A 26,476-nucleotide genomic window follows, 5' to 3' on the forward strand; every position below is an offset into this window, starting at 1 on the left:
GTCCGTGGAGACGCGCGCCGCTACGCACGCGTCGCCCAGGAGGCGAACGGATCGGGCAGGTTGCGCCACGCCTCCGGCGTGAAACCGTCCGCAAGAACGAGGCAGTCGTCGAGTTCGGCGCGGATATCCTTCTCGCTCACGGGATCGCAACCGATGAAGACGAGTTCCTGCCGGCGGTCGCCCCAGACGGGATCGAGATAGGGCGTCATTGCGCGCAGGAAACCCGGGTCGTCCGGCCATTGTTTGCGCGGCACGGAAGCCCACCAGAGCCCCATCCGACCGGTGCGGACGAGCGGCCCGGCCTGGCTGAGTTCACCGACATGATGCGGCCGGGTTGCGAGCCAGAAGAAACCCTTGGCACGAATAACTCCCGGCCATGGGCTGTTGAGGAAAGCCTGAAATCGCGTCGGGTCGAAGGGCGCGCGCGCCTTGTAGACGAAGGAGCGGATACCGTATTCCTCCGTCTCCGGAATGTGGTCCTTGAAGCCGTGCAGTTCCTTGAACCATAGCGGATGCGTTTCGGCCTCGGCGAAATCGAAGAGACCGGTTCCGAGGATGTCGCCCGGCGCCACCGCTCCGAAATCCGTTTCAATGATCCGCGCATCGGGGTTGAGCCCGGCGATGATCTTGCGGGCGGCGTCACGGTCTTCGGCGCCCGCGAGACCGATCTTGTTGAGCACAACCACGTCGGCGAACTCGATCTGCTCGACGAGCAGGTCGACGATGGTGCGGGCGTCTCCGGGGCCCGCCGTCTCGCCGCGGTCGGCGAGGAAGTCGGAAGAGCTGTAGTCACGCAGGAGGTTCGCCGCATCGACCACGGTGACCATGGTGTCGAGCCGGGCGATATCGGAGAGGCTCATGCCGCTCTCGTCGCGGAATTCGAAAGTGGCGGCGATCGGCAACGGCTCGGCGATACCGGTCGCCTCGATCAGCAGGTAGTCGAAACGTCCCTGCGCGGCGAGGTCGCGCACCTCAGTGAGAAGATCATCACGCAGCGTGCAACAGATGCAGCCGTTGCTCATCTCCACGAGCTGTTCGTCGGTGCGGGAAAGGGCGGCGTCCCCGCCGCGCACCAGCGCGGCATCGATGTTGATCTCGCTCATGTCGTTGACGATAACGGCAACCCTGAGGCCGCTGCGGTTCCGCAGCACATGATTGAGCAGGGTCGTTTTGCCGGCGCCCAGGAAGCCCGAAAGGACGGTGACGGGGAGCTTGTTCATTGGGTCTGTCCTGCCATTGATGACGTAATACTATAACAAGTTGAGCGCAAAAGAAGGCGGATGTCGCCATCCGCCGTCTTCAGTTTCTCCTGATTACCTGGAAAGGCAGTCGACGAGCGAGATCGCCATGGCGCGCAGGAGGTCGCCATAGAGGGCCGGACCTTCGGCGAGAGCCCCGCCTGCCGGATCGAGCACGCCGGACTTTGCCGCCGTGCCCTCGGTGACGACGTTCAGCAGCTTCGGCTCGAACTGCGGTTCGGCGAAGACGCATGCCGCGCCGAGTTCGCCGATCTTGGCGTGTATCGCCGAAAGGCGCTCCGCGCCCGGCATCGTCTCGGGGCTCACGGTGACGGAGCCGGCAACGCGGACGTGATAGCGGTTCTCGAAATACTGGTAGGCGTCATGGAAGACGACGAAGGGCTTGTCCTTGACCGGCGCGATGGTCGCGGCAATCTCCCGATCGAGTGCGTCGAGCTGCTTGTCGAGCATTTCGGCATTCTTCCGATAAGCGTCGGCATTGGTCGGGTCTGCGGCGACAAGCGTGTCCCGGATCTCGGCGGCCATGGCCTTGGCGTTCATCGGGTCGAGCCAGAGATGCATGTCCGTGCCCCCATGCTCATGCTCGTCATGGTGTTCCGCTTCGCTGCCCGCCTCGGCAGCATGGTCTTCGTGGTCGCCGTCATCATGGGCCTCGAAGGGGCCACCTTCGCGGAAGGGAAGCTTGACGAGCCCGGGTGCGTCACTCAGGGCGACGACCTTGGCGTCGCCCGGCAGCGCTTCGAGCGGCTTGTCGAGGAATGCCTCGAAATCGTGCCCGATCCAGAAGACGACGTCGGCATCCTCGAGCTTCTGTGCGTCCGATGGCTTCAACGAGTAGGTATGCGGCGAGGCGGCGCCGCCGACGATGAGTGCGGGCTCGCCCACACCTTGCATGATTGCGGCGACCAGCGAATGCACCGGCTTGACCGAAGCGACGACCCGAACCTCGGCTGCGGCGAGGGAGGGCATGACGAGCAGCGCGGCGACCGATGCTGCCGCGCGGAAGAGGCTTTGATTCATTTCGAGGCTCCTGCTTGCGAACGGTATGTAATGTTATTACATCAATTGCGTAATGCTATAACGTGTGTCATAGCCGTTCGCAACAGCAAAACGTCAGGTCACCATGCTTCATTCTGCCAAACCGGGCGGCAAGCCGCTCGTCAGTCTCTCCGGCGCCGGCGTTCGCCGTAACGGTCGCTGGCTCGTCCGCGGCGTCGATTTCACCGTTCACCGCAGCGAGATCGTGACCCTGATCGGGCCGAACGGATCGGGAAAGTCGACCAGCGCCAAGATGGCGATCGGTGTCTTGCGGCCGGACGAAGGGCAGGCGGTGCGCGAGCCGGGCCTGACCGTCGGATATGTCCCGCAGAAGCTCGCCGTCGACTGGACGATGCCGCTCACCGTGCGTCGGCTGATGACGCTGACTGGCAGGCTTTCCGAACGAGACATCCTCGAAGCGCTGGATGCCGTCGGCATCGCCCATCTTGCAGGTGCCGAGGTCCAGCACCTTTCGGGAGGTGAGTTCCAGCGCGCCCTGCTGGCAAGGGCGATCGCCCGCAAGCCCGACCTGCTGGTGCTCGACGAGCCGCTCCAGGGTGTGGATTTTGCCGGAGAGATTGCCCTTTACGATCTCATCACCTCGATCCGCAACCGCACCGGCTGCGGCATCCTGCTGGTTTCTCACGACCTGCATGTCGTCATGGCGGAGACGGACACGGTCATCTGCCTCAACGGCCACGTCTGCTGTCGCGGCACGCCGGCCCATGTCAGCCAGAGCCCGGAATATATGCGCCTCTTCGGGGCAAGGGCGGCCGGTACGCTCGCCGTCTACCGTCACGAACACGACCATACCCATCTGCCGGACGGGCGGGTACTCCATGCCGACGGTTCGGTGACGGAACACTGCTATCCCGGCGACGGCCATCACGGCCACGCGGGACACGATCATCACGATCACGGTCATGACCACGATCATGACGGCGCCCATCAGCATGAGGCTGCCAGCGGCCCGGCGCACGGCGAAGAAAGAAGGGGCGACCGCCATGCTTGACGACTTCTTCACCCGCGCGCTGATCGCCGGCATCGGTCTCGCTCTGACGACCGGGCCGCTCGGCTGCTTCGTGGTCTGGCGGCGAATGGCCTATTTTGGTGACACCATGGCGCATTCCGCCCTGCTCGGGGTTGCCCTCTCGCTGCTCTTTTCGGTGAACCTGATGGCGAGCGTGTTCGCGGTCGCGGTCACGGTCTCGCTGGTCCTTCTCCTCCTGCAGCGTCGGCAGGCGCTTTCCGCCGATGCACTGCTCGGCATACTGAGCCACGCGACGCTCGCCGTCGGCCTCGTCATGGTCGCCTTCATGTCCTGGGTGCGCTTCGATCTCATCGCCTTCCTGTTCGGCGACATTCTCGCGGTTACGCCCACCGACATTGCGATCATCTGGGGCGGCGGAGCGGCGGTGCTGGCTCTTGTTGCCTGGCTCTGGCGACCGCTGCTTGCGGCGACCGTCAATCCCGAGGTTGCTGAGGCGGAGGGCATGCATCCAGAACGGTCACGGCTGGCCTTCATGCTGCTGATGGCGCTCGTGATCGCGATTGCGATGAAGATCGTAGGGATCATGCTGATCACGTCGCTCCTGATCATCCCGGCGGCGGCCGCACGTCGCTTTTCGTCGACGCCGGAGATGATGGCCGTGCTCGCCTCGCTGATCGGCGCGCTTGCCGTCGCAGGCGGCCTGTTTGGATCGCTGACCTATGACACGCCGTCGGGACCGTCGATTGTCGTCGCGGCGACGGTCCTGTTTCTCGCAAGCCTGCTGCCCTTCAGGCTGCGGCGTGCCGAGACCACAGCCCGTTGAGAAAGTGAACCCGGAGGAGACCATGACCACACCGCAACTGACGCGCAATCAGTCTCTCGTCTTCGACACGCTCATGCGGTCGGAAGGGCCGATGTCGGCCTATACGATCCTCGACCGGCTGCGTGATCACGGGTTTCGGGCGCCTCTGCAGGTCTACCGCGCGCTTGAGAAGCTGGTGGAATTCGGGTTGGTCCATCGCCTTGAGAGCATCAACGCCTTCGTTGCCTGCTCCCATCCGGCGGAAGAGTGCTGCCGGCACGGCACGGTCGCCTTCGCGATCTGTAACAGCTGCGGCGGCGTCACCGAGTTTCACGACCACTCGATCGACCACCGGCTCTCCGAATGGGCCAAGGGACAACAGTTCAAGGCGGAGAAGACGACCATCGAGATCCGCGGTCTCTGCCGCCAGTGTAGCTGAGGGGAGGCGATAAGTGCCCCTCAGAGAGGCCGCAGCTCGCGCGCAAACCGCTGCCAGTTGCGGACGTAGTTCTCGGCCGAGAGCCTGAGGCCCGCGGCGGCCCGCTCGTCGAGCGTGCGAACGATCCGCGCCGGCGAGCCGACGATCAGTGAATTGTCGGGAAATTCCTTGCCTTCCGTCACCAGTGCGTTGGCTCCGATCAGGCAGTTGTTGCCGATCTTCGCGCCGTTGAGCACCGTCGCCCCCATGCCGATCAGCGAATTGTCGCCGATCGTGCAGCCGTGGATGATCGCGTGATGGCCGATCGTGCAGCCCTTGCCGATCCGCACCGGAAAGCCCGGATCGACGTGTACCATGGCGCCTTCCTGGATATTGCTGCCGTCGCCGATCACGATCGGCTCGTTGTCGCCGCGCAATACCGATCCGAACCAGATTCCGACGTCGAGCCCGAGTTCGACCTGGCCGATCACATGGGCATCGGGCGCAATCCAGAAGCGCTCGGCGGCGGGCGTCTTCGGGACGAAGTTTCCGAGCGCATAAAGGGGCATTGCGGCACTCCGTGCTACCGGCTGGCGTTGGTTGCGTGGCTTCAGCGAAGTCTCAGCACCACCGGCGCGCGGCCTCCGGGTGCGCAGACATGCAGGTGGATATTGGCTTCCGGCTGCGAGTAGCGCCAGGCGCGCGCGCCGTGGCAGAGGAGAAGACCGATCAGGTCCTTCGTCATCGACCTTTTCCGACCGAGATCGGCGATCCGCATCGCCGCCTCGTGGAGTGGATGCAACGTGTTACGGCTAGGCCTTCTCGCCTCTCCGCCATGGGGCGAGAGGCCGAAGCTGTTCTCGTTCGATGCCATGTCTGCTACCTCGTACTCACTACATTTCGAGGTGGCCGACGGGCGTCCTGCTTACTGCAGGGAAGCCCAACAGCCAAATCCTTTGCTCTTCAGCGCCTTGCACGCGTTCACGGCTGCCTTCTGGTCGGCGAACCCGCCGAAGCGTGCACGGTGGACCTGTTCGGAACCGCTGCCATAGGCGACGGTGAAGGGGGAGGCGGAACGCAATACCTTGCCGCCTTCGTCCTGCGCCTTGCGCAGAAGCTCCATTGCGAGTTTCTTGTCGGCCGCGGCGCCGATCTGGATCACCCATCCCGACGGGGCCTTCGGGGTCGAAGCGGTCACGGTGTTGTCGATCTCATCGATAGCAGGCGCAGGCGCCGCAACCGGTTCGAGAGACGCCTGCTCGTTCGTGACGCGGGCGGTCTTCAGGCTCGATTCCGGCATATAGGCAGGCGCGGGCTCGGGCACCGGAAGGCTGGCGGCTGCCGGAGCGGCGACGGGAGCGGTGACGGCTTCCAGCGCAGGACTGGCGCTGCCCGTGCTCGCGTAGGCGGTCTGCATGCCGGCCGGTTCGTAACGGATTTCCGGAAGCGGGCCGCGCGAGGGAAGATCGACGGCAGACGCAGAAGCGGATGCCGCGGCCGCCGAAGGCTCTGCCGAGAGGGGCGCTTCCGGTGCGATGGTCGATTCGCTGCGGGCAACGACAAAATCGCCAGTGCCGGACCGCGAGGCTTTCGGAAGGTAGCGAAGCACGAGCTGCTTCATCGTCTCGTTGCGCTTGGCGCCGGAGGAGGACCCCATGACGACGCCGACGATCGAGTGGCCGTCCGCCTGGGCCGACGTCACGAGATTGAAGCCGGCGGCACGCGTATACCCGGTCTTGATGCCGTCGACGCCACGAACGGCACCGAGCAGGCGATTGTGATTGCCGATCACCTGATTACCGAACTTGAAACTGCGGGCCGAAAAGTACCCGTAGTACTGCGGGAAATGCTGGCGCAGCGCGATGCCGAGGCGCGCCTGGTCACGCGCGGTGGTCATCTGCGCGGTGTTCGGCAGGCCGTTGGCGTTGCGGTAGGTCGTCTTGCTCATGCCGAGGCTGCGGGCCTTGGCGGTCATCATCTTGGCGAAACGGGCTTCCGAACCGCCGAGGTACTCGCCGAGGGCCGTCGCGATGTCGTTCGCCGAGCGGGTGACGAGTGCAAGGATCGCCTGCTCGACGGTTACCGAGCGACCGGCGCCGACGCCAAGCTTGGACGGCGGTTCGGCCGCGGCATTGGCGGAAACCGGGACGCGGCTGTTCAGGCCGATCTTGCCAGAATTCAGGGCCTCGAAGGTCAGATAGAGCGTCATCATCTTGGTGAGTGACGCAGGGTAGCGCAGGCTGTCGGCGTTCTCGCTGTAGAGCACCTTGCCGGTATTGGCGTCGATCACGATGCCGGCATAGGTCGGGGCCGCATTCGCCGGCGCGCAGACAATGAACAACAGCGCCGAGAAAGCCATGGCAGTCACCATCACCTTGCGTGCCGACGCCGAGAGGATGGAGGTCAAGCCTTGGAAATACCTGATATTTTTCACCGCGAAACTCTTCGTATGCTAACGACGACGAATTGAGCGCGCCCCCACGCGACCATTTCGCCAGAGCTTACGGCGGCAGCCTTACCAAGAGGTTTATAATGAATCATTTCTTGCTGGTTCATCTGCAATTTTAGTGAAAGCAGATGAAGACGCCGCCGAATGATCGAGATGAGAAGTGACGTAGGTGCGAACAGCCGTATCGATCGCGCTCCAGTCGGAAAGGAGGGCGCTCGAGAACCGGTAGAGGACGCTGAGGTCGCGGCCGACATGGATGTCCCTCTGGCAGTCGCCGCTGCTGGCCGGCGTTCCTTCGGGAGGGAGGATGCAGCGGACCGCGAAATCGGACTCTCCTGGACGATGGGCGGTGAGGAGGACCTCGTTGCCATATCCGGCATCGGATTTCAGGCGGTGCAGGGTAAGTCCGTGTGGACCGTTTTCGGGTGGCCCCTCGAAAAGATGGCTGTAGATCGGCTCCACGCGTCCGGACATGTCGCGGGACATCGTGCTTTGCGACAGCTGTACGAAGATGAGTCCGTCGGGCTGGGTGACGTCGTCGAAGCGCGCGCGCAACTCACTGCGATACCCCGACATCTCCGGCCAGAGCAGGTAGAGATCGGCGCGTTCCGCGGGGCCGTCGCGGCGCTGGGCCTCGAAGCGGATCGTGTTGGCGGTCAGGCGAAGCTGATCCTGCCCGATTGTTATCAGAAAGGCCTGCGTGCTGTCGCTGTGTCCCGCAAGCGCCAGTTCGGCACCCAGTCGTCGGCCGCCGAGATTGATCACAACGGAGAGCGCGGCAAGGACCGCGATGAGCGCGGTCGCGGTGTAGACGAACCGGTTGGATATCAGGGGCAGATGCTCGGAGGTTTGTCCAGGTGCAGCCGACTTCTTCATGTGACGTCCCGTCCGCCGGCAGTCGCTGATGCAGTCTGTTACGCGAGACCAGAGGGGAGGCCCGTCTACGTCGGCGGGCGGAGCATCACGCGCTGCGAATGATACAGTGCCTGAAGAAATAGTCGGATGATGGTTAATGCCGCGTAAAAGGGGCGAATTGCCTCGCACGCCGGTCTGGAAGGCGAAAGCCGGTCCCGCGGGGCACGGGACCGGCTTTTGGTTCGGTCAAGGGACGGGGTGACGGAATGACCGAACCGTAAGCGCGTATCTGGCGTGTCAGTTCGAGCCGACACTGCCGACCGCAGTCGCGCGACCGTCCTGCAGTTTGACCCAGCGGCCGGGATCGTCGGCCGACTGACGCTTCAGGTAAGTGTATTCCGTGTCCGACCAGAGCAATACCTTGTTGCGCATGTTGTCGAGAATGAAGTCGCCGCGGTCGGTGCGAACCGTCAGGACGGCGTGGCCTTCGCCGTTCGGCTGCAGGACGACCGTCATCAACAGATCGGCCGGCGAGAAGCCGCGGTCAATAAGGAGCTTGCGCTTCAGGAGCGCGTAGTCCTCGCAGTCTCCGACCGAACGTGGGTAGGCCCAACGCTCCTCGACGCCATAGATCTCCTCGTCCGTCAGCGGTTCGATGGAGGTGTTGACGGTGTAGTTGACATCGAGAAGGGTTCGCCAGGCCTCCTCCGTCAATACCGCCGGACCGGTGTCGCCACCCTTGGCGCGGCATTCGTCCGGATAGCTCCGGCAGAACTCGTAATGCCCGATCGGCGGGTTCGCCTTGCCGACCACACGCATGTTGGACGGCATTGCCGCGGCCGGCAGCGCGATGGTGCTGCTGAGAAGGGCCACCAGAACTGCAACACTCAGACTTCTTTTCTTGGTCATTTGTCGTCTCCCCGTGTTGGGAAGACAATGACAGGCGCGGTTTTACTCTGCGCAAAGATACGAAGTAAAAATCGCCATTTACTTGAGTATAATTGCGTGAAAAATAGAAGAAAATAAGAATAAATCTGTACTTGTATTTGATGATATTTTGCATAAAATTTTACATACTCTCACATACGCGGATGCTGGGCGTCATCCGCATGAGGCGACAAGTGACTGAAAAGAAATCGAAATTCTTGAATTTGTGCCGCAGCTCCGGCTGTGACGGTTCCGACGATCACGCTGCGCAGGCGATGGACGCCTGCCGTCAAGCGATACCGGAAGCCGTCACGCGCGGAAAATCGAGGGACGCGAACGCCCCTTTCATGTTCAGGATTTCTTTAGCGTAATTGAAAGTGGTGAGCGCGCGGCGAAACCGGCGCGTTTCCTGGGAGGGGCAGCTCGCCGCCTCTCCGCGTGATCAGAGGAACTCGGTGAGAGCTTCGCGGGACTGCAGGGTGAGGAACTCGATCGCCACGCCCTCGACGAAATGTCGGACGACGCGGCCGCGCATGTTGCCCACGCGCACCGCCGTGCCGATCGGCGGGCGAATGTCGATGTCGATGGCAGCCCCCGAGAGCGACAGGTCCATGAGGCGGCATGGATAGCGCCGGCCGTCTTCCAGGACAAGCTCGGTGCGCGTCTGGCGTGGCGTGAGGCGATCGTGGCGGCGATCCTCGGGCAGGCCGAGTTCGTGCTTGTTGGCGATCCAGGTGAGCTGCGCGGCGAGCTTCTCGCGCTTGCGGCCGGTCGCCACGATCGACATGACGAAGCCGTCCTCGGTCAGCTTGATCGTGTTGCCTTCCAGACGCCCGAGGTGGTCGATATAGGCGATGACCTTCTCGCCGGGTGCTGGACGGCCCGCACAAGCGAACCGCACGTCGCCCGGCGACATGTCAACGACCTGGCAGACATACTCGTCGTAGCTGGCGAGCATCAACCGTCCCTGAAGGCTGACGCTGACACGCTGGAACGCCCGACGCCCGGCGGGAGAAACTGCACTACCGGTCTGGGATGCCTGCGAAGTGAACATGGTGTCGATTCTTGGCGGTTCAGCTATGGTTAAATCCTTACCGCCGAGCGGTTAACAGAAAGTTTTGCGAGCGTTGTGCCAATCCGCAGCCAAAGGGTGAAACCGCCGCGGTTAATCTTGTTTTCGAAACTGGATTGCATGCTAACATTGCCTGTGGCACATCGTGCCCATTGATTTCGAAGGGTCTCCTTCGGCACCAACTGTCGAGCACGGCTTTCCCGTGCATTCGATTGGCCGTCCGGTTATCAAGCCGGACGGCTTTTTTTTGCTCCTTGTCTCCTGTAAGGCTCCGATGACGAGTGGTCACAGGGATGCGCCAGACATGGATGAAATGCCGAAACGGCCTTCGGGCGACGATTGGCCGGGTGGCGAATCAGCCGACGGTGGCGCGGAGCGCGCGCCGGTTTTCAACATGCCGACCGGCATTCTGCTTTGCCTTGCGGGGCTGGCCGCGATCTATTTCGTCCAGTCGACGCTGTTGTCGCCGAATTCTGCCGAGTGGCTCGTCATAGAGTTCGGCTTCTCGCCGCTGCGTTACGTCTACGGCTTCTCGGAGCAGGGTTACGAATGGCTGTGGACGCCGCTGACCTATTCCTTCCTGCATGGCAGCCTTGAGCATCTCGCCTTCAATGGCCTGTGGCTTGCGGCCTTCGGCACGCCGGTGCTGCGGCGGATCGGCGGATGGCGCTTCGCAGCGTTGTGGGTGGTATCGGCCGCCGGCGGAGCGCTGATGCACGCGCTCGTGAACTGGGGCCAGCCGACGCTGATGATCGGTGCGTCAGGGGTCATATCCGCACTCATGGGAGCGGCCTGCCGCTTCGCCTTCGGGCCGGGAAGATCGGTTCGTGTCCAGCCTGACCGGCCGCTCCCGAGACTTTCCATTCCCGCGGCGCTCCGTCAGCGGACGGTGGTGGTGTTCATCGTCGTCTGGCTCTTCGGCAATCTCGTGATTGCGATCGGGCTGCCGCTGGTGGGCGCGCTCTCCGGGGCGGTTGCCTGGGATGCGCATATCGGCGGCTTCCTCGTCGGCTTTCTGGGATTTGCCGCCTTCGACCGCCCGCAGCGACGTGGTTGAACCGGTCTGACGATCGCGGAGGCGCAAACCCCTCGTTTGGCAGGGTTGGCCGAACCGTCGAACTTGTTGCAAACTTCCTTGAATAGGGGCACCATTTTCAGTGTTCCGTCGCGGCCGGGAGGGGCTGATGGCGGTCCATTGAATGCCAGCGATCTGGAAAAGGAGGAACCATGTCTGCAACGGTCAGGAGTATGCTCGAAGAGAAGGGCCGCAACGTCGTCACCATTGCGCCCGATACCACCCTTGCTGACGCCGCGCGCATCCTGGAGGAGAACCATATCGGCGCTGCCGTGGTTTGTGACGCGAAGGGAAAGATCGCCGGAATCTTCACCGAACGTGACCTCGTTCGGGCCGTCGGTCGCAGCGGTTCGATCAGTCTGAGCCAGTCGGTCGCCGCCGTGATGACCAAGAACGTCCACTGCTGCAGCGAAGAGACGACCGTCAACGAGCTGATGGAGGTGATGACCGGCCGGCGTTTCCGTCACGTTCCGGTGGAGAAGGACGGCAAACTCGCCGGCATCATCTCGATCGGGGACGTGGTGAAGTCCCGCATTCGCGACATCGAGACAGAGGCGGAACAGATCAAGGCCTATATCGCCGGATAGCGGGCCGCTGCCGCCGACGGCTCAGCGAATGGAGGCTTCCTGCATCCGCTTGAGTTCGCCCAGGCGGAGCTTTGCCTCCTCATAGCCGCGGTCGATCGCTTCGCCGGCGCGGTGAAACTCCGAAAGGCCGATATCGTTGACGCGCGGTTGCAGGGCCAGATCCGGCGGGTCACCGGCAAGCCGGGCGCGCGAGATGCGATCCTGGATAATGTTGAAGGCCTGAACCATGACGCCGGTCATGCCGAGGCGGCCGTGATGCTTCCGCGGCTCTCCTTCGGGCGACGCGATTTCGGCAGCCTTGTGCTTGACGACGGCCGAGCGGCCGAAAAGGTCGTAATGCAGGTTTACAGCCATCACCAGCGGCTGTTCGTAGGCACGACAGACCGAAACCGGCACCGGATTGACCAGTGCTCCGTCGATCAGCGTGCGGTTGTTGCAGTGAACCGGTTCGAAGATGCCGGGAAGGGCGTAGGAGGCGCGCAGGGCCGTGATCAGCGGTCCGCCGTCGATCCAGACCTCATGGCCGGTCTTGAGCTCGCAGGCGACTGCGATGAAGGGCTTCGGCAGATCCTCGATTGCAAGCCCCTGCAGATGTTCCTGCATCCGCTTGGTGAGGCGCATGCCGCCGAGGAGGCCGCCACCGCCGATCGTGAGGTCGAGCAGGGATGCGATGCGTCGCATCGTCAGCGAGCGGGCAAAGAGTTCGAGCTCATCGAGCTTGCCGGCCAGATAACAGCCGCCGACCAGTGCGCCGATCGAGGTGCCGGCGATCATGCTCACTTCGACGCCTGCTTCGTCGAGCGCCCTGAGCACACCGATATGCGCCCATCCGCGGGCGGCTCCGCCGCCGAGCGCGAGCGCGATCGGTGCCTTTTTCGGTGGCGAGGGAACAGGGCCGGGATCGATGACGATCGGCTCCTGGCCGCTTCCCTGGACGGGCCCCGCGGCAGACGGATTGTTCCTCGTATTCCAGTTCAGCATCTACGCACACCCTTGGCTGAACGCTCCCAATGCCTGGATTAACGCACCGGAGACTTACCAAACCGTTTAACGAAAGGGCGCCGATGTGTCGTCCTGGATCGAAGTCAGCCCTTTGATGCGTCTCCGTAGACTGCGTCCGGGTCGAAGTGCCGGTCGTGGTCGACGATCTCGAGTCGCGCTTCGCCGCCGGCCAATGTCGCACGCCTGTAGAAGCACGAGCGGCGGCCGGTGTGGCAGGTGGCGTCATGTCCGGCGACCTCGACCTTCAGCCAGACGGCGTCCTGGTCGCAGTCGACGCGCATTTCCCTCACATGCTGGAGATTACCGGAGGTTTCGCCCTTCTTCCATATCTTGTTGCGGGAGCGGCTGAAATAGTGCGCGATCCCGCTTTCCAGCGTCAGGCCGAGTGCTTCGGCGTCCATGTGGGCCACCATAAGCAATTCGCCGTCGCGCGCATCGGTCACGACTGCGGTCACGAGGCCGTTGGCATCGAATTTCGGCGTGAAGGCACCCTCCGCCTCCAGCGCGCCCTTGTCCGCCGGGGGAGGTTCGAACGTGATGGTCATGACCTGTCTTTCGGACGTGTTACGGGGGTCAACGGCCACGCACCATGGACATGAAGCGCGCCTGTTCGGCGGCATTGTCCTTGAAGCTGCCGGTGAAGGTGGTGGTGAGCGTGGTGGAGCCGGATTTCTGGACCCCGCGCATCGCCATGCACATGTGCTCGGCTTCGACGAAGACAGCCACGCCGCGCGGGCTGAGACCATGGTTGATCGCATCGGCGATCTGCGCGGTCATCGCTTCCTGCGTCTGCAGACGGCGGGCGAAGACCTCGACGATGCGGGCGATCTTCGAAAGCCCGAGCACGCGGCCGGACGGCAGGTAGGCGATATGCGCCTTGCCGATCACCGGCAGCATGTGGTGCTCGCAATGGGAAAAGAACGGGATGTCACGGACGAGCACGATGTCGTCATAGCCGGCGACTTCTTCGAAGGTCGTGCCCAGCACGTCCTCGATGTCGGCGTCGTAACCGGCGAAGAGCTCGCTATAGGCCTTCACGACGCGCTTCGGGGTGTCGATCAGCCCTTCGCGGGCGGGGTCGTCGCCGGCCCAGCGCAGCAGCACGCGAACGGCTTCCTCCGCTTCCTCGCGGGTCGGCCGAGCGCTCTCCTGCGACAGTTTCTTGGCGAATGCGTCCATGCCTTCGGTCTCCCGGTCCGTCGACGGCCCGACGGCGTTTTGTGTTCTTCCAGCCTGTAAATGCGTAACTCGGCTCATGATGGCAAGCCCATATCTCTCGTTTGTCCGTGGCCGTGCGCGACAAGGCTCTTGTTTTCTTTGGACCGCGTTTGCACTTCTTATATAGTGAGACCGACGCGGCATGTGAAGGAATGACGGTGCGACACACTGTTGCCGGGGCGTCGACAGTTGCCCGGAACGGGCCGCTAATAGCATCGCATTCTAGGGTTCGATAGCGCATGGACGACATTTACAACAGCAAGATCCTCGAATTTGCCGGCAATATCGCGCGGATCGGAACCTTGCCGGATGCCGATGCGGTCTCCGAAAAGCACTCCAAGCTCTGCGGCTCGAAGGTCAGGGTCTACCTGAACATGGATGGTGGCGTTGTCACCGATTTCGCCCATGAGGTGAAGGCCTGTGCCCTCGGTCAGGCGTCCTCCTCGATCATGGCGCGCCATGTCGTCGGCGCCACCGCAGACGAGATTCGCCGGGCGAGGGAAGATATGCTCGCCATGCTGAAGGCCGACGGCGATGGGCCGACGGGCCGTTTCGAGGACATGCGGTTCCTGAAGCCTGTGAAGGACTACAAGGCGCGGCACGCCTCCACCATGCTGACTTTCGACGCCGTGGTGGATGCAATCGACCAGGTCGAGGCAAAACGGCCGGCCGCGGTGGCGGGCTGACGATGTGCAATGCTCCCGAGTGTGGCGGCGGTCACGATCATGAGCTGCCGGTGCGCCGTGGTCGCAATTGGTCCGGCCCCTTCGCCAAGACACCCGGCCGGCTCCTCGGCATGGGGTTCATCCGCCTTTATCAACTGACGCTCTCCGGCTTCGTCGGCAATTCCTGCCGCCACATGCCGACCTGCTCGGAATACGGTTACGAGGCGATCGCCCGACATGGGCTCTGGGCGGGCGGCTTCCTGACGCTCTTCCGCGTCGGACGCTGCGGGCCGGGTGGCACCTGGGGCTACGATCCGGTGCCGGAGACGCTGGACGAGCGCTACCACTGGTGGGCGCCCTGGCGCTACTGGCGGGTGGGCCTGCACCGGTCGGACATAAGCCGTTGAGAGCGAAACACGGGGTGCGTCTCCGCGGCTGACGCCTCCGCTGCGAGAGAGAGGAAACGACGTCATGACGGTTCCGATGGAGTATCGACAAGCCACAAGGGATTTCGAGAACTTCCTTGTTTCCGTTCGTGACCGCGCCGGCCTCGGCACCACCAACCAGGCCTTCACCATGGTGGATGGCGTGCTGCGCACGTTTCGCCGTCGCCTGGAGCCGGCACAGGCGATCGCGTTCGCGCAACTATTGCCGGCCTGTCTGCGCGCACTCTTCATTCGCGAGTGGGACCTCGACGAACCGCGAAAAGCCTTCGGCCCGAGGGAAGAGATGACGCGGGAAGTGAAGGCGCTGCGGCCAGACCACAATCTCTCGACCGAAAGCGCCATCGCGGATGTGGCGGCCGTTCTCAGGGAGACGCTCGGCGATGCGGTGCTGGATCAAGGCCTTTCCGACCTGCCTGACGGGGCGAAGCAGTTCTGGTTCAGCTAGAGTATCGTTGCCTTGACCGACACGGATACTCTAGCCGGCTATCGCCTTTACTCCCGGCGGATTTCCCGGTATCACGCGCGACGTCGCGGCCGGTCGACTCCGGCCCTTTCACCACCCGCATTCGTTGGCGGGACTGGATAAGGAGAACTTCATGTCTGCTTCCGTTTCCCTGAAATTTCCCGATGGTTCCGAGCGCAGTTTTCCTGCCGGCGCGACCGGTCGGGACGTCGCCGAATCGATCTCGAAGTCGCTGGCCAAGAAGGCCGTCGCCGTCACGCTGAACGGTGTGATGACCGATCTTGCCGATCCGGTCACCGACGGCGCGAAGATCGAAATCGTCACGCGCAGCGATCCCCGCGCGCTGGAACTCATCCGTCACGATGCCGCCCATGTCATGGCCGAGGCCGTGCAGGAGCTCTGGCCGGGAACCCAGGTGACGATCGGTCCGGTGATCGAGAACGGATTCTATTACGATTTTGCCAAGGACGAACCCTTCACGCCCGACGATCTGCCGAAGATCGAGAAGAAGATGAAGGAGATCATCCAGCGCAACAAGCCGTTCACCAAGGAAGTCTGGCCGCGCAACAAGGCGAGGGAAGTCTTCGCCGGGAAGGGTGAAGCCTACAAGGTCGAGCTTGTCGATGCGATCCCGGAGGACCAGGACCTCAAGATCTACTATCAGGGCGACTGGTTCGACCTCTGCCGCGGCCCGCACATGGCCTCGACCGGACAGATCGGAACGGCCTTCAAGCTGATGAAGGTCGCCGGTGCCTACTGGCGTGGTGACTCGAACAACCCAATGCTGACCCGCATCTACGGAACGGCCTGGGCGGAGCAGGAACATCTCGACAACTACCTGCACATCCTGGCGGAAGCAGAAAAGCGCGACCACCGCAAGCTCGGCCGCGAGATGGATCTCTTCCATTTCCAGGAAGAAGGCCCCGGCGTCGTCTTCTGGCACGGCAAGGGCTGGCGCATGTTCCAGACGCTGGTCTCTTACATGCGTCGCCGGCTTTCCGGTACGTACCAGGAAGTCAACGCACCGCAGGTGCTCGACAAGTCGCTGTGGGAAATCTCCGGCCACTGGGGATGGTATCGCGACAACATGTTCAAGGTGACGGTCGCCGGCGAGGACCACGAGGACGACCGTGTCTTCGCGCTGAAGCCGATGAACTGCCCGGGTCACGTACAGATTTTCAAGCATGGGTTGAAGTCGTACCGCGAACTGCCCGTTCGACTTGCGGAATTCGGCATCGTTCACCGTTACGAACCGTCCGGCGCTCTGCATGGCCTGATGCGTGTGCGCGGCTTCACGCAGGACGACGCGCACGTCTTCTGCACCGACGACCAGATGGCGGCGGAATGCCTGCGCATCAACAACCTGATCCTCTCGGTCTACAAGGACTTCGGCTTCGACGAGGTCGTCGTGAAGCTCTCGACCCGTCCGGAGAAGCGCGTCGGTTCCGACGAGCTCTGGGACCGCGCCGAGGGCGTCATGATGGAAGTGCTGCAGAAGATCGAGGCGCAGTCCGGCGGGCGCATCAAGACCGGCATCCTGCCGGGCGAGGGCGCCTTCTACGGGCCGAAGTTCGAATACACGCTGAAGGATGCGATCGGCCGTGAGTGGCAGTGCGGTACGACCCAGGTCGACTTCAACCTGCCGGAGCGTTTCGGCGCCTTCTACATCGACCAGAACTCGGAGAAGACCCAGCCGGTGATGATCCACCGGGCGATCTGCGGCTCGATGGAGCGGTTCCTCGGCATCCTGATCGAGAACTTCGCCGGGCACATGCCGCTCTGGATCGCTCCGGTCCAGGTGGTTGTCGCAACGATCACCTCGGATGCCGATGCATACGGCAACGAGGTGGCGGACGCCCTGCGCGAGGCCGGAATGACGGTGGAGACCGACTTCCGCAACGAGAAGATCAACTACAAGGTCCGCGAACATTCGGTGACCAAGGTTCCGGTGATCATCGTCTGCGGCAAGCGCGAGGCGGAGGAGCGCACGGTCAATATCCGTCGCCTCGGCTCGCAGGAGCAGGTGTCGATGTCGCTCGGCGAGGCGGTTTCCGCGCTCTCCTGGGAAGCGACGCCGCCAGACGTCAAGCGCAAGGTCGAGGCGAAAAACGCCCGCGCCTGATCAGTCCGCGATCATGAATGAACGCCGGCAGGCTCTTCGGGGGCTGCCGGCTTTTTCGTGGTGTGCGGGGAGCTGAAAGGCGTGTCAGTTCAGGATCAGTTCGACGTCGATGTTGTGGCCGGCTTCGACGGTGAAGTCCTTCTGGTAGATCTTGTCCTTGTTGCGGGCGATCGCCGTATAGCCGCCCTCGGCGAGGACCATGACCGGGAAGGCGCTGACACTTTCGGCGACCACGTCGCCGGAGGCCGTGAGAATCGACCAGGCGGTATCCGCGATCGCCTCGCCACCGGCCTCGGACACCAGCTTGAAGCTGATCTGCGAGGCGCGGTGCTGGATGGTCGCTTCCGTGAGTTTGCCGGCCTCGACCTTCAGGTCGGCCCGCACCACGGCGTTGACCGAACCGTATTCCGAAACGACGTGGTAAGTCCCTGTGTTCAGCCGCACGATGGTGTTCGGTTTGACATTGGCCATCACCAGCCCGCGCTCGCCGTCTTCCTGCGTTTCCGAAGAGTAGACGCTGAATTTCAGATCGGCCGTCGGAATGCGGGTATCGTCGCCCGAGACGGCGTTCAGAAGAATGCCGCCGGCGTCGAGCACCAGGACCTGCTTGTCGACGTCGCCGCTTTCCGGAACCGTGAGTTTCTTTGTGGCGCCGGCACGGCCGAACGAGACGTTGACGAAATAGTCGCCCGGCGAAAGCTGGAAATCGGCCGATCCTCCCTCGGAACTGGCGACGAGCGGCAGTTTTCCGTCATCGGCGGGAATGGGACTGAAAACGCGCCAGGAGAGGCCCTGCTGAACCGGCTCTCCATCGCCGGTGAGCTTGGCTTCGAAGACGATGTTCTTGGCGACCGGAGGCTTCAGCGTCGCGCCAAAATCCGGGGAGAAGGCCTTGAGCTTCGGCATTTTGGCGGTGCTGTCGAGTTGCTTGAACGACTTGAACGCATCGTCCGCTCCCGTCGATGGCATCGCCGGCAGGCTGACCGCCAGCATGAGGGCCAGGCGGGCGACAAAACGATGAACTCTCATGGGATGCACAATCAGTTGACTTCCTCACCAATGGAAGCAACTTCAATCCGAATGCGATGGCAATTTCAAGACTTGTCCGTCGTGCTAGCCGAAGGGAAAGCAAATCAACATGAAAAATGACATCCGCCTTGCCGAATATCTGGCGACTCGCCGCTCCGTCCCCGCCTTCCAGATGTGTGAACCCGGACCGTCGAGAGAGGAGATTGAAGCGATTCTGACGCTGGCCGTCAGGGTTCCCGATCACGGCAAGCTGGCGCCCTGGCGCTTCATCGTCTATCGGGGCGCCGAACGGGCGCGGATCGGCGATGCGCTCCTTGCCATGGCGATGGAGAAGAACCCCGACCTGAGCGGCGAGATGCAGGCCGTCGAGAAGACCCGGTTTACCCGGGCGCCGGTCGTGATCGCCGTCGTCAGCCGTGCCGCTCCGCACCAGAAGATCCCGGAATGGGAGCAACTGATGTCGGCCGGTGCCGTCTGCCTCAACCTGTTGATGGCGGCCAATGCACATGGCTACGTCTCGAACTGGCTTACCGAGTGGTTCGCCTATGACGAGGGTGCCTATCCCTTGCTCGGCGTGGCTCCTGGAGAAAAGGTCGCCGGTTTCATCCATATCGGCTCGACGACCTTCCCCGTCACCGAGCGTCCGCGCCCGTCACTCACGGACGTCGTAACATGGGTCGGTGGAGACGAATGATGTTCTATACGACCGATACGAACCGGCACGGCCTGCCGCACGATCCATTCAAGGCGATCGTGACGCCGCGGCCGATCGGCTGGATCGGCTCGAAGGGGCGGGACGGCTCGATCAATCTCTCGCCCTATTCCTTCTTCAATGCCGTCAGCGACCGGCCGAAGATCGTGATGTTCTCATCGAGTGGACGAAAGGACACGTTGCGCAACGTCGAGGAGACTGGCGTCTTCACAACCAGCTTCGTCGGCGCAGAGATCCTGAAGCCGATGAACGAATCATCGGTCGTCGTGCCCTATGGTGTCGACGAGTTTTCGATTGCGGGCCTCACGCCCGTCGCCGGCAAGATGGTCGATGCGCCCTATGTCGGCGAGGCGCTTGCGGCCTTCGAGTGCAAGGTTACGGAAATCCACTGGCTGAAGACGGCTGTCGGCGGATTCTCCGACAGCTACGCGGTCTTCGGCGAGGTCGTCGGCATCCATATCGATGAACGGGTGCTGCGCGACGGCCGTTTCGACGCCGCGCTGGCAAGGCCGATGGCGCGGATGGGTTATATGGACTATGCGGAGGCGTCGGCGACCTTCGAGGTCTTGCGGCCGGCGCCGCCCTCGCAAACCTGACGCTGTCTCACGAGAAGAGGCGATTGACTGTCGCGACCTGTTCCGGTCGCTCGCAGATCATGGCGGAAAAGCCATCCCGCAACGCGGTCCTACACGCCTCGGACACGCGGTCCTCGTCGGCCTCCGCTCCCAGCCAGTCAATGGCGGAGACGCCGGCCGACGCCGCGCCGAGCAATATGAGCCCGCGTGCGGTCGCCAGGCCGCAGGGAAGGGGCATCGAGTCGAGGGAGGCGACTACCCCGAGGTTCGCGGCAAGAGCCGTGGGACTCCATGCAAGTGCCGCCAGACGTCCGGATTTTCCGGCAAAACTCATCGCCGAAAGCGGCCCTTTCGGATTGTCGCCGGCAACGGCAAGGATCGCCGTGCGGCCGACCACACGGCCCGCCTTCGCTTCTTCTACCGACAGCATGATATCGGCCTTCTGCACGTCCACGCCACAGGTCGCGCCGCAGAGCAGGATTGCATCCGGCCCGTGGGGGACAACGAGGGAGAGGGCCAGGGTGAGCGCCTCCGTGTCGTGAGCTTGCGGAACAAGCGCGAGAAGTGCGGGCGGAGTCGTCTGCGTGCCCATTCTTCGGACGAATGCTTGGAGAGCATCCTCCATATTCGCGATCTCGCTCAGCCGATCTCCCCGCATGTCGATTGCAACGGCGTCGGCGCCGGCAAAGTCTCCGCGCTCGCCAAAAAGCCCCTGCAAAAGCACGGACCTGATGCGCTGGCCGCCGAGCTCAAATCGCCCATGTGTTTTCAAGGGAAGCCTCGTGGTTAACGGATATGGTGAACCAATCTTAAACACTTTGGCGATAACGTGAAACCGTGGCTGAAAGGCCATGGGGACTCGCTTGAATCCGCTGGGGCTGGAATTGATCGTAGAGACATTTCTTCGTTGGGTTGAGACCGCAAGGGCGGTGGATCGCGCGCGGGCGGCCAATGCTCTTGCACGGGCGTTCCTGCGCTCGAGAATGGCCGCCGAAGAGCGGCGCGCTGCCAAGGTGGCGATGACGTATCTGCTGGACGACCCGTCGCCGCGGGTTCGCCTTGCGCTCGCCGAGGCGCTTGCCGACTCACAGGAGGCGCCGCGCCCCCTGATGATCTCACTTGCGGAGGATCAGCCCGAGATCGCCTCTCTGGTGATCCTCCGGTCCCCCGTTCTCAGTGAAATGGATCTCGTCGATCTCGCCGGCCGGGGATCAGGCGCAACCCGCATGCTCATCGCCGCCCGTCCGCATATCGGTCGGGGACTTGCCGCCGCGCTCGCGGAGATCGGCGATGCGGCGGAGACACTGGTACTGCTCGAGAACCCGTCGGCCGCGATCGCACGCTTTACGTTGAAGCGGATCGCCGAACGGCACGGCGGTGATGAGAATGTCCGGGCATTGCTGCTCGATCGCGACGACCTTCCGGCCGATGCCCGCCAGCTGCTCGTCCAGCATGTGACGGAAGCGCTCACCAGCTTCGGCCTTGTCAGGGCGGCGGTCGACAGCCGTCGCATCGATAATCTGATCCGCGAGGCGGGCGCCAGTGCGACGATCACCATTGCCGCCAACGTACTGCCCGACGAACTTCCATCGCTGGTCGAACATCTGCGCGACACCGGCCGCTTGACGCCCGCCTTCCTCATGCATGCCCTGTGCTCGGGGCGCACCGACTTCTTCGCTGCCGGCATGGTGAGCCTGTCGGGTGTCGATGAACGACGCGTCCGGTCCATCCTCGCGACGGGGCGCTTCCATGCGGTTCGCGCGCTCCTCGAAACGACAGGGCTGCCGCGGGAGGTAAGCCCGGTTTTCGTCGAGGCGATCATGCTCTGGCGGAACGCGATCCAGGCAGCCTGTGGCAGCGAAATGGAGAGCGTTTCCGCTCGTCTGATCGAGCGTTATCGCAAAGAACCGCCGGAAAGCGAGACCGCAAGAGCGCTTCTCGACATGGTCGAGAAGCTCGCGATCATCGACCAGCGTCGTCTTGCCCGTGATTACGCGACCGGGCTTGCGCTCACGGCGGCCTGAGACGATTTAAGGCGTCAGTTTCTTGGCGACCCAGGAATAGCCGTCTGCGACCACGTGCAGGGGTGTCTCGAACACCATCTTGATCCGTTCGGTTCCGGGCAGAACGCCGCGGATTTTCGCGACGGCCCTGGCCGTAAGGCTCTCCTGTTGCTCAACGGGCGGCTTTGCCATATCGGCAGGCGGCGCTTCGGCTGCCTGGGGGGCGGCCGCGGCCTCGTTTCCGGCATTCTCCGGAGGCTGACAAACGGCGATCACCATGGGGTAGCTGGCGCCCGAATAACCTTCGAGGACTTGCTCCGACGCGGCGTGGCAAAGCTCGATCGAAACCCATTTCTGGTCGGCCGTGTCGATATAGTGGCACTGGCTGACACTGTCGTCGCAGCCGAGAATGGTCATCATGATGGCGGCTGTTTTCATGCGGCTGGTCCCCTGAATCTGCATCGCGTTAAGATCTGTTAACGCCGGCATTCGAGCGACACCATGGCGAATGCCGATCCTGAACGGAATTTAATGAACAACGGCGTGCCCGGCCGCCACTTGATCGATGCGGCGAAAGCCGCCATTGCTTGGCTGCCTCGGCCAGTGTGCCGGGCCTTGGCCAATGTTGAAACCGGGTTTGTTCTTCCATGACCGTGACGATCACTGCCGAACCGCCCCGCCAGGCGGACGTCCTGCGCCTTCTCGAACTGTCGGACGCCTACATGGCCTCGCTCTATCCGGCCGAGAGCAACCATATGCTGGATATTTCATCGCTGGAGAAGCCCGGCGTGAACTTCTTCGTCGCACGCCACGACGGCCGCATCGTCGGCTGCTGCGCGCTGGTGGAGGCGGGTGACGGCACTGCCGAGATCAAGCGCATGTTCGTCGATCCCGAGGCTCGTGGCCTGTCGATCGGCCGTCTGCTCATGGAGACGATCGAGGCGCTCGGAAGGGAGAGGGGCGTTTCCGCAATCCGGCTCGAAACCGGGATCAGCCAGCCGGAAGCGTTGGGGCTCTATCGCCGCTTCGGCTACGGAGAGATCGGGCCCTTCGGCGATTACAGGCCGGATCCTTTGAGCCTCTTCATGGAAAAGCGGCTCTGACGGCTGCCGGCACGGGAAGGATCTTCCCGCGCTTTTCTCACGGAGCCGAGGCCTTGCGGATCAGGGGCGTCTCGGGCGGGAGCTCATCGATCACCGGCTCCATGCCAGCCGCATCGCGCGGCTCGGACAGCTCGACCTCGCGCATCCATTCCCGCCAGATGGAGACGATGAGCGCCATCAGCACCGGGCCGATGAAAAGGCCGAGGAAGCCCATGGTCTTCACGCCACCGACGAGGCCGAAGAACGTCGGCAGGAACGGCAGCTTGATCGGCCCGCCGACGAGACGCGGCCGGACGGTCTTGTCGACAACGAAGAGTTCCACCGTGCCCCATGCGAGGAGCCCAAGCCCGGCGACATAGGAGCCCCGCGCCAGCAGGTAGGTGGAGACGAGGGTAAATGAGAGCGGCGCGCCGCCGGGGACAAGCGCCATGACCCCCGTGAGGACGCCGAGCGTCACGGGTGACGGTACTCCGGCGAGCCAATAGGCGGTGCCGAGCACGATGCCTTCGCCGATGGCGATCAGGGTCATGCCGGTCACGGTCGAGCTGATGGTCGCCGGCACGACGCGGGAGATGCGTTCCCAGCGGGTCGGGAGGATTCGCTCCCCGAGCATGTCGAGCTGGCGGGTGAAATTCGAGCCATCCCGATAGACGAAGAACAGGGCGATCAGCATGAAAAGCAGGGTCAGCACCAGGTGGAAGGCTCCATCGCCTGCCGCGATCAGTGCCCGGTAGATGTTGCCGATGTTGGCGCCGCTGACGATCTGGATGAGTTCGCCTATGGCACCCGGTGATCCGATGTGCTCCTGCCATTTTTCCCCGAGCCAGGGCCCGACGCCCGGCAGCGCGGTGATCCAGTCGGGCGGCGGCGCGCCGGAGCGGTTGACCTCGAGTGCCCAGCCGATCCACTGCCGTGTTTCGCCGATCGTATAGCTGACGGCGATGCCGATCGGCACCACCAGGAAGGCGATGATGAAGAGGATCGCGAGCGTCGCGCCGAGCGTGGTGTTGCCGCCGATCCTGCGCAGGAGCTCCTTGTAGAGCGGCCAGCTCGCGAATGCGATGACAAGCGCCGCCAGCACCGGCACCACAAAGCCGTGGAAGAAATAGATGCCGGCGATCACGATCAGGACGAGGAGCCAGCGGGCTGCGGAAATCGGCGGAATAAGGGCCGTCCGGCTCGGCGCCACCGGCCCGAGCCAGCGTGGTGCGTTCGGTTTTTTGTTGTTCTCGGTCATGCTCACGACGATAGGCACTCGATCTCTTCGGCCTTGCGATGAAGGCGTGGCCCGAGCGCCGCAGACTTGCGGGCGGGCGCTACACACTTGTTACACCACGGCAGCATTCAAGCTCAAACAGTGCCGGGTGACGGCTGTCGACCTTATATCAGGGATGTTTGTGTCTGACTAATGACATCTCTCCCGGACCTGCGAATGCTCACCATCGGCCTCGCGGCACTCCTGCCGTCAGATGTCGAGGTTCTCGGCGAAGATCGCGCGCTCCTGGATGAAGCGGAAGCGGGCTTCGGGCTTCGAGCCCATCAGTGCGTCCACCGCGTCGCGGGTACCCTCGAAATCGACGTCGTCGATCTCGACCCGCAGCAGCGTGCGCTTGCCGGGGTCCATGGTCGTCTCCTTGAGCTGGGCCGGCATCATCTCACCCAGACCTTTGAAGCGGCCGACTTCGACCTTCTTACCCTTGAACACGCTCTCCATCAGCTCCGCCCGGTGGGCATCGTCACGGGCGTACACGGTCTTCGCACCCTGGCGGATGACATAGAGCGGCGGCACGGCGAGATAGAGGTGATTGCCGCGGATGAGCTCTGGCATTTCCTGATAGAAGAAGGTGATGAGCAGCGAGGCGATATGGGCGCCGTCGACATCCGCATCGGTCATGACGATGATGCGTTCGTAGCGGAGGTCTTCGTCGCGATACTTCGTGCGCGTGCCGCAACCGAGGGCCTGGACGAGATCGGCGATCTGCTGATTGGCCATCAGCTTCTCGCGGCTGGCGTTGCCGACGTTCAGGATCTTGCCGCGCAGCGGCAGGATCGCCTGATTGGAACGATTACGCGCCTGCTTGGCCGAGCCGCCGGCCGAGTCACCTTCGACGATGAAGAGCTCGGCGCCTTCCGCGGTGTTCTGGGCGCAATCGGCAAGCTTGCCGGGCAGGCGGAGCTTGCGCACCGCCGTCTTGCGGTTGACTTCCTTTTCCTTGCGCCGCCGGAGGCGTTCCTCGGCGCGCTCGATCACCCAGTCGAGCAGCTTCGCCGCTTCGGCCGGATTGTCCGCGAGGTAATGGTCGAAGGGATCGCGCAATGTGTTCTCGACGATGCGCTGGGCTTCGACGGTTGCGAGCTTGTCCTTGGTCTGGCCGACGAATTCCGGCTCGCGGATGAAGACGGAGAGCATGCCGACGGCGGAGATCATCACGTCGTCGGTGGTGATCTGCTGCGCGCGCTTGTTCTGCGTCAGTTCGGCATAATTCTTGAGCCCCTTGGTGAGCGCGATGCGCAGGCCCGCTTCGTGCGTGCCACCTTCCGGCGTCGGGATCGTGTTGCAGTAGGAGTGGAGCGCGGGGTCGCCGCCATACCAAGTGACTGCCCATTCCATGGCGCCGTGGCCACCGGTCTTCTCCGTCCGTCCGGCGAAGATCTCGCGGGTGACGGTGAAGTCCTTTCCGAGGGTTGCAGCAAGATAGTCCTTGAGACCACCGGGGAAATGGAAGACGGCCTTGTCCGGGACGTCGCCGCCTTCCGGCACGAGGCTCGGATCGCAACTCCAGCGGATTTCGACGCCGCCGAAGAGATAGGCCTTGGAGCGGGCCATGCGGAAGATGCGCGCCGCCTCGAACTTCGCCTTGTCGCCGAAGATCTGCGGGTCCGGGTGGAAGCGCACGCGTGTGCCGCGGCGATTGTGGACCTCGCCGAGTTCTTCGAGGCCACCGAGCGGCACGCCGCGGGAGAAGCGCTGGCGATAGAGTTTCCGGTTGCGGGCAACCTCGACCTCCAGGCTGTCGGAGAGTGCGTTGACGACGGAAACGCCCACGCCATGGAGACCGCCGGAGGTCTCGTAGGCCTTGCCGTCGAACTTGCCGCCGGCATGGAGCTTGGTCATGATGACTTCGAGCGTCGACTTGCCCGGCACCTGCGGATGGTTCTCGACCGGGATGCCGCGGCCGTTGTCGGTGACCGTCAGGAAGCCTTCGGCGTCGAGATGGACGTCGATGAAGTCGGCATGGCCGGCCACCGCCTCGTCCATCGAGTTGTCGATGACTTCGGCGAAGAGGTGATGAAGCGCCTTCTCGTCGGTGCCGCCGATAAACATGCCCGGCCGCATCCGCACCGGCTCCAGTCCTTCGAGCACCCGGATCGAGGACGCGCCATATTCGCTGTCGGTCGACGTAGCAGGCGCGGCGCGCGGCTTCGCGGCCTCGTTCGAAGGCTCGGATGGCGTGGTCGGGGCAGGGGTCTGCTCGGGCCTCGGGCCGAGAGGCATGCCGGCAAAGAGATCGCTGTTGTCGTCCATGGCGTCGTTCAATAATCTATTTCGTCGGGCGGAACCAGCATGGCGTCCACACCTGATCGCCCTTGCGAATCACCCGAATTGTGCCAGAAAGGCGGCGCAGGCGCGACGTGGTCGGACCGGCGCCGCGTTCGTTCAGGCA

The 26,476-nt window shown here is 63.3% G+C and carries 30 protein-coding genes; 14 read left to right on the forward strand and 16 right to left on the reverse strand.

Features of this window, described 5'->3' with window-relative positions:
* Positions 1 to 20: 20 nt before the first annotated feature.
* Together DFR48_RS10815 and znuA are read right to left on the reverse strand one after the other, a co-directional pair.
* Positions 21 to 1,220, reverse strand: a complete 1,200-nt coding sequence (locus DFR48_RS10815; protein WP_114363156.1) for a GTP-binding protein — start codon at positions 1,218 to 1,220, stop codon at positions 21 to 23.
* Positions 1,221 to 1,313: 93 nt separating this feature from the next.
* Positions 1,314 to 2,279 (reverse strand): zinc ABC transporter substrate-binding protein ZnuA, encoded by a 966-nt coding sequence (gene znuA / locus DFR48_RS10820; RefSeq protein ID WP_114363157.1) that lies wholly within the window; start codon positions 2,277 to 2,279, stop codon positions 1,314 to 1,316.
* A 103-nt stretch (positions 2,280 to 2,382) separates the two neighbouring features.
* On the opposite strand from znuA, the gene DFR48_RS10825 reads away from it, so the two are divergent.
* The 3 genes from DFR48_RS10825 to DFR48_RS10835 are packed head-to-tail and all read left to right on the forward strand — an operon-like array spanning position 2,383 to position 4,529.
* Positions 2,383 to 3,309: an ATP-binding cassette domain-containing protein gene (locus DFR48_RS10825; protein WP_114363158.1), complete on the forward strand. Its 927-nt coding sequence runs from the start codon at positions 2,383 to 2,385 to the stop codon at positions 3,307 to 3,309.
* Positions 3,302 to 4,111 (forward strand): zinc ABC transporter permease subunit ZnuB, encoded by an 810-nt coding sequence (gene znuB / locus DFR48_RS10830; protein WP_114363159.1) that lies wholly within the window; start codon positions 3,302 to 3,304, stop codon positions 4,109 to 4,111. The genes DFR48_RS10825 and znuB overlap by 8 nt, the downstream gene beginning before the upstream one ends.
* A 22-nt stretch (positions 4,112 to 4,133) precedes the next feature.
* Positions 4,134 to 4,529 (forward strand): Fur family transcriptional regulator, encoded by a 396-nt coding sequence (locus DFR48_RS10835; RefSeq protein WP_114363160.1) that lies wholly within the window; start codon positions 4,134 to 4,136, stop codon positions 4,527 to 4,529.
* A gap of 20 nt (positions 4,530 to 4,549) precedes the next feature.
* Here DFR48_RS10835 and DFR48_RS10840 read toward each other — a convergent pair whose 3' ends face one another.
* The 6 genes from DFR48_RS10840 to DFR48_RS10870 form a co-directional block, all read right to left on the reverse strand.
* Entirely contained in the window at positions 4,550 to 5,077 is a 528-nt protein-coding gene (locus tag DFR48_RS10840) for a gamma carbonic anhydrase family protein (protein WP_114363161.1), read from the reverse strand.
* Positions 5,078 to 5,118: 41 nt separating this feature from the next.
* Positions 5,119 to 5,382: a hypothetical protein gene (locus tag DFR48_RS10845; RefSeq protein WP_114363162.1), complete on the reverse strand. Its 264-nt coding sequence runs from the start codon at positions 5,380 to 5,382 to the stop codon at positions 5,119 to 5,121.
* A gap of 51 nt (positions 5,383 to 5,433) precedes the next feature.
* Positions 5,434 to 6,879 carry an SPOR domain-containing protein gene (locus DFR48_RS10850; protein ID WP_114363302.1) on the reverse strand — a complete coding sequence of 482 codons (1,446 nt, stop codon included), beginning with the start codon at positions 6,877 to 6,879 and terminating at the stop codon, positions 5,434 to 5,436.
* 156 nt (positions 6,880 to 7,035) lie between these two features.
* Positions 7,036 to 7,833: a hypothetical protein gene (locus DFR48_RS10855; protein WP_114363163.1), complete on the reverse strand. Its 798-nt coding sequence runs from the start codon at positions 7,831 to 7,833 to the stop codon at positions 7,036 to 7,038.
* Positions 7,834 to 8,109: 276 nt separating this feature from the next.
* On the reverse strand, positions 8,110 to 8,721 hold the full coding sequence (locus tag DFR48_RS10860) for a transglutaminase-like cysteine peptidase (RefSeq protein WP_114363164.1): 612 nt from the start codon (positions 8,719 to 8,721) through the stop codon (positions 8,110 to 8,112).
* Positions 8,722 to 9,181: 460 nt separating this feature from the next.
* Positions 9,182 to 9,793: a PilZ domain-containing protein gene (locus DFR48_RS10870; protein ID WP_114363166.1), complete on the reverse strand. Its 612-nt coding sequence runs from the start codon at positions 9,791 to 9,793 to the stop codon at positions 9,182 to 9,184.
* A 322-nt stretch (positions 9,794 to 10,115) separates the two neighbouring features.
* Between DFR48_RS10870 and DFR48_RS10875 the strand changes: the two genes are divergently transcribed.
* Positions 10,116 to 10,868 (forward strand): rhomboid family intramembrane serine protease, encoded by a 753-nt coding sequence (locus DFR48_RS10875; protein WP_245415584.1) that lies wholly within the window; start codon positions 10,116 to 10,118, stop codon positions 10,866 to 10,868.
* Between the two features lie 170 nt (positions 10,869 to 11,038).
* Entirely contained in the window at positions 11,039 to 11,473 is a 435-nt protein-coding gene (locus DFR48_RS10880; protein WP_114363167.1) for a CBS domain-containing protein, read from the forward strand.
* A gap of 21 nt (positions 11,474 to 11,494) precedes the next feature.
* On the opposite strand, the gene DFR48_RS10885 is transcribed toward DFR48_RS10880, so the two are convergent.
* From DFR48_RS10885 to folE, 3 genes are all read right to left on the reverse strand, one after another.
* Positions 11,495 to 12,454, reverse strand: a complete 960-nt coding sequence (locus tag DFR48_RS10885) for a patatin-like phospholipase family protein (protein ID WP_114363168.1) — start codon at positions 12,452 to 12,454, stop codon at positions 11,495 to 11,497.
* Between the two features lie 104 nt (positions 12,455 to 12,558).
* Positions 12,559 to 13,020 carry a phosphoribosyl-AMP cyclohydrolase gene (gene hisI, locus DFR48_RS10890; protein ID WP_114363169.1) on the reverse strand — a complete coding sequence of 154 codons (462 nt, stop codon included), beginning with the start codon at positions 13,018 to 13,020 and terminating at the stop codon, positions 12,559 to 12,561.
* A gap of 28 nt (positions 13,021 to 13,048) precedes the next feature.
* Entirely contained in the window at positions 13,049 to 13,654 is a 606-nt protein-coding gene (gene folE / locus DFR48_RS10895; RefSeq protein ID WP_112689740.1) for a GTP cyclohydrolase I FolE, read from the reverse strand.
* A gap of 278 nt (positions 13,655 to 13,932) precedes the next feature.
* Between folE and DFR48_RS10900 the strand changes: the two genes are divergently transcribed.
* The 4 genes from DFR48_RS10900 to thrS all read left to right on the forward strand — a co-directional run bounded on the left by DFR48_RS10900 (position 13,933) and on the right by thrS (position 17,389).
* Positions 13,933 to 14,379 (forward strand): iron-sulfur cluster assembly scaffold protein, encoded by a 447-nt coding sequence (locus tag DFR48_RS10900; RefSeq protein ID WP_114363170.1) that lies wholly within the window; start codon positions 13,933 to 13,935, stop codon positions 14,377 to 14,379.
* 2 nt (positions 14,380 to 14,381) lie between these two features.
* A complete protein-coding gene (yidD, locus tag DFR48_RS10905) occupies positions 14,382 to 14,765 on the forward strand; it encodes a membrane protein insertion efficiency factor YidD (protein ID WP_114363171.1) in 384 nt (127 codons plus the stop codon).
* 64 nt (positions 14,766 to 14,829) lie between these two features.
* Positions 14,830 to 15,249 carry a DUF2267 domain-containing protein gene (locus DFR48_RS10910; protein WP_114363172.1) on the forward strand — a complete coding sequence of 140 codons (420 nt, stop codon included), beginning with the start codon at positions 14,830 to 14,832 and terminating at the stop codon, positions 15,247 to 15,249.
* 151 nt (positions 15,250 to 15,400) lie between these two features.
* Positions 15,401 to 17,389, forward strand: coding sequence for a threonine--tRNA ligase (thrS, locus tag DFR48_RS10915; RefSeq protein ID WP_114363173.1), 1,989 nt, complete (start codon positions 15,401 to 15,403; stop codon positions 17,387 to 17,389).
* An 84-nt stretch (positions 17,390 to 17,473) separates the two neighbouring features.
* Here the strand turns inward: thrS and DFR48_RS10920 are convergent, their stop codons facing one another.
* Positions 17,474 to 18,418: a hypothetical protein gene (locus DFR48_RS10920; RefSeq protein WP_114363174.1), complete on the reverse strand. Its 945-nt coding sequence runs from the start codon at positions 18,416 to 18,418 to the stop codon at positions 17,474 to 17,476.
* Positions 18,419 to 18,527: 109 nt separating this feature from the next.
* Between DFR48_RS10920 and DFR48_RS10925 the strand changes: the two genes are divergently transcribed.
* Both DFR48_RS10925 and DFR48_RS10930 read left to right on the forward strand, forming a co-directional pair.
* Positions 18,528 to 19,112, forward strand: coding sequence for a nitroreductase family protein (locus DFR48_RS10925; RefSeq protein ID WP_114363175.1), 585 nt, complete (start codon positions 18,528 to 18,530; stop codon positions 19,110 to 19,112).
* Complete coding sequence (locus tag DFR48_RS10930) at positions 19,112 to 19,726, forward strand: flavin reductase family protein (protein ID WP_114363176.1); 615 nt, start codon at positions 19,112 to 19,114, stop codon at positions 19,724 to 19,726. The genes DFR48_RS10925 and DFR48_RS10930 overlap by 1 nt, the downstream gene beginning before the upstream one ends.
* A gap of 7 nt (positions 19,727 to 19,733) precedes the next feature.
* On the opposite strand, the gene DFR48_RS10935 is transcribed toward DFR48_RS10930, so the two are convergent.
* Complete coding sequence (locus tag DFR48_RS10935) at positions 19,734 to 20,558, reverse strand: aldolase/citrate lyase family protein (protein ID WP_147273529.1); 825 nt, start codon at positions 20,556 to 20,558, stop codon at positions 19,734 to 19,736.
* Here DFR48_RS10935 and DFR48_RS10940 point away from each other — a divergent pair.
* On the forward strand, positions 20,557 to 21,729 hold the full coding sequence (locus tag DFR48_RS10940; protein ID WP_114363178.1) for a DUF2336 domain-containing protein: 1,173 nt from the start codon (positions 20,557 to 20,559) through the stop codon (positions 21,727 to 21,729). The genes DFR48_RS10935 and DFR48_RS10940 overlap by 2 nt on opposite strands.
* Positions 21,730 to 21,735: 6 nt before the next feature.
* Here the strand turns inward: DFR48_RS10940 and DFR48_RS10945 are convergent, their stop codons facing one another.
* Positions 21,736 to 22,146 (reverse strand): hypothetical protein, encoded by a 411-nt coding sequence (locus tag DFR48_RS10945; RefSeq protein ID WP_114363304.1) that lies wholly within the window; start codon positions 22,144 to 22,146, stop codon positions 21,736 to 21,738.
* Positions 22,147 to 22,209: 63 nt separating this feature from the next.
* On the opposite strand from DFR48_RS10945, the gene DFR48_RS21930 reads away from it, so the two are divergent.
* Both DFR48_RS21930 and DFR48_RS10950 read left to right on the forward strand, forming a co-directional pair.
* On the forward strand, positions 22,210 to 22,359 hold the full coding sequence (locus tag DFR48_RS21930; RefSeq protein WP_170141845.1) for a hypothetical protein: 150 nt from the start codon (positions 22,210 to 22,212) through the stop codon (positions 22,357 to 22,359).
* A complete protein-coding gene (locus DFR48_RS10950; protein WP_114363179.1) occupies positions 22,356 to 22,811 on the forward strand; it encodes a GNAT family N-acetyltransferase in 456 nt (151 codons plus the stop codon). The genes DFR48_RS21930 and DFR48_RS10950 overlap by 4 nt, the downstream gene beginning before the upstream one ends.
* Positions 22,812 to 22,848: 37 nt before the next feature.
* On the opposite strand, the gene DFR48_RS10955 is transcribed toward DFR48_RS10950, so the two are convergent.
* Positions 22,849 to 24,048: an AI-2E family transporter gene (locus tag DFR48_RS10955; protein ID WP_254007924.1), complete on the reverse strand. Its 1,200-nt coding sequence runs from the start codon at positions 24,046 to 24,048 to the stop codon at positions 22,849 to 22,851.
* A 228-nt stretch (positions 24,049 to 24,276) separates the two neighbouring features.
* Positions 24,277 to 26,337: a DNA topoisomerase IV subunit B gene (gene parE / locus DFR48_RS10960; RefSeq protein ID WP_114363306.1), complete on the reverse strand. Its 2,061-nt coding sequence runs from the start codon at positions 26,335 to 26,337 to the stop codon at positions 24,277 to 24,279.
* Between the last annotated feature and the right edge of the window lie 139 nt (positions 26,338 to 26,476).

The sequence above is a fragment of the Ciceribacter lividus genome (assembly GCF_003337715.1).
Classification (GTDB): domain Bacteria; phylum Pseudomonadota; class Alphaproteobacteria; order Rhizobiales; family Rhizobiaceae; genus Allorhizobium; species Allorhizobium lividum.

Excerpts from the sequence above, each read along its gene's own strand:
- DFR48_RS10840 (WP_114363161.1), bottom strand. The coding sequence starts at position 5,077 with ATGCCCCTTTATGCGCTCGGAAACTTCGTCCCGAAGACGCCCGCCGCC.
- DFR48_RS10930 (WP_114363176.1), top strand. The coding sequence starts at position 19,112 with ATGTTCTATACGACCGATACGAACCGGCACGGCCTGCCGCACGATCCA.
- DFR48_RS10870 (WP_114363166.1), bottom strand. The coding sequence starts at position 9,793 with ATGTTCACTTCGCAGGCATCCCAGACCGGTAGTGCAGTTTCTCCCGCC.
- thrS (WP_114363173.1), top strand. The coding sequence starts at position 15,401 with ATGTCTGCTTCCGTTTCCCTGAAATTTCCCGATGGTTCCGAGCGCAGT.
- DFR48_RS10955 (WP_254007924.1), bottom strand. The coding sequence starts at position 24,048 with ATGACCGAGAACAACAAAAAACCGAACGCACCACGCTGGCTCGGGCCG.
- folE (WP_112689740.1), bottom strand. The coding sequence starts at position 13,654 with ATGGACGCATTCGCCAAGAAACTGTCGCAGGAGAGCGCTCGGCCGACC.
- DFR48_RS10875 (WP_245415584.1), top strand. The coding sequence starts at position 10,116 with ATGGATGAAATGCCGAAACGGCCTTCGGGCGACGATTGGCCGGGTGGC.
- DFR48_RS10945 (WP_114363304.1), bottom strand. The coding sequence starts at position 22,146 with ATGAAAACAGCCGCCATCATGATGACCATTCTCGGCTGCGACGACAGT.
- znuB (WP_114363159.1), top strand. The coding sequence starts at position 3,302 with ATGCTTGACGACTTCTTCACCCGCGCGCTGATCGCCGGCATCGGTCTC.
- DFR48_RS10910 (WP_114363172.1), top strand. The coding sequence starts at position 14,830 with ATGACGGTTCCGATGGAGTATCGACAAGCCACAAGGGATTTCGAGAAC.
- DFR48_RS10855 (WP_114363163.1), bottom strand. The coding sequence starts at position 7,833 with ATGAAGAAGTCGGCTGCACCTGGACAAACCTCCGAGCATCTGCCCCTG.
- znuA (WP_114363157.1), bottom strand. The coding sequence starts at position 2,279 with ATGAATCAAAGCCTCTTCCGCGCGGCAGCATCGGTCGCCGCGCTGCTC.
- DFR48_RS10835 (WP_114363160.1), top strand. The coding sequence starts at position 4,134 with ATGACCACACCGCAACTGACGCGCAATCAGTCTCTCGTCTTCGACACG.
- DFR48_RS10825 (WP_114363158.1), top strand. The coding sequence starts at position 2,383 with ATGCTTCATTCTGCCAAACCGGGCGGCAAGCCGCTCGTCAGTCTCTCC.
- DFR48_RS10880 (WP_114363167.1), top strand. The coding sequence starts at position 11,039 with ATGTCTGCAACGGTCAGGAGTATGCTCGAAGAGAAGGGCCGCAACGTC.
- yidD (WP_114363171.1), top strand. The coding sequence starts at position 14,382 with ATGTGCAATGCTCCCGAGTGTGGCGGCGGTCACGATCATGAGCTGCCG.
- DFR48_RS10935 (WP_147273529.1), bottom strand. The coding sequence starts at position 20,558 with ATGGCCTTTCAGCCACGGTTTCACGTTATCGCCAAAGTGTTTAAGATT.
- DFR48_RS10940 (WP_114363178.1), top strand. The coding sequence starts at position 20,557 with ATGGGGACTCGCTTGAATCCGCTGGGGCTGGAATTGATCGTAGAGACA.
- DFR48_RS10860 (WP_114363164.1), bottom strand. The coding sequence starts at position 8,721 with ATGACCAAGAAAAGAAGTCTGAGTGTTGCAGTTCTGGTGGCCCTTCTC.
- DFR48_RS10925 (WP_114363175.1), top strand. The coding sequence starts at position 18,528 with ATGAAAAATGACATCCGCCTTGCCGAATATCTGGCGACTCGCCGCTCC.
- DFR48_RS10885 (WP_114363168.1), bottom strand. The coding sequence starts at position 12,454 with ATGCTGAACTGGAATACGAGGAACAATCCGTCTGCCGCGGGGCCCGTC.
- DFR48_RS21930 (WP_170141845.1), top strand. The coding sequence starts at position 22,210 with ATGGCGAATGCCGATCCTGAACGGAATTTAATGAACAACGGCGTGCCC.
- DFR48_RS10950 (WP_114363179.1), top strand. The coding sequence starts at position 22,356 with ATGACCGTGACGATCACTGCCGAACCGCCCCGCCAGGCGGACGTCCTG.
- DFR48_RS10845 (WP_114363162.1), bottom strand. The coding sequence starts at position 5,382 with ATGGCATCGAACGAGAACAGCTTCGGCCTCTCGCCCCATGGCGGAGAG.
- hisI (WP_114363169.1), bottom strand. The coding sequence starts at position 13,020 with ATGACCATCACGTTCGAACCTCCCCCGGCGGACAAGGGCGCGCTGGAG.
- parE (WP_114363306.1), bottom strand. The coding sequence starts at position 26,337 with ATGGACGACAACAGCGATCTCTTTGCCGGCATGCCTCTCGGCCCGAGG.
- DFR48_RS10920 (WP_114363174.1), bottom strand. The coding sequence starts at position 18,418 with ATGAGAGTTCATCGTTTTGTCGCCCGCCTGGCCCTCATGCTGGCGGTC.
- DFR48_RS10900 (WP_114363170.1), top strand. The coding sequence starts at position 13,933 with ATGGACGACATTTACAACAGCAAGATCCTCGAATTTGCCGGCAATATC.
- DFR48_RS10850 (WP_114363302.1), bottom strand. The coding sequence starts at position 6,879 with ATGGTGACTGCCATGGCTTTCTCGGCGCTGTTGTTCATTGTCTGCGCG.
- DFR48_RS10815 (WP_114363156.1), bottom strand. The coding sequence starts at position 1,220 with ATGAACAAGCTCCCCGTCACCGTCCTTTCGGGCTTCCTGGGCGCCGGC.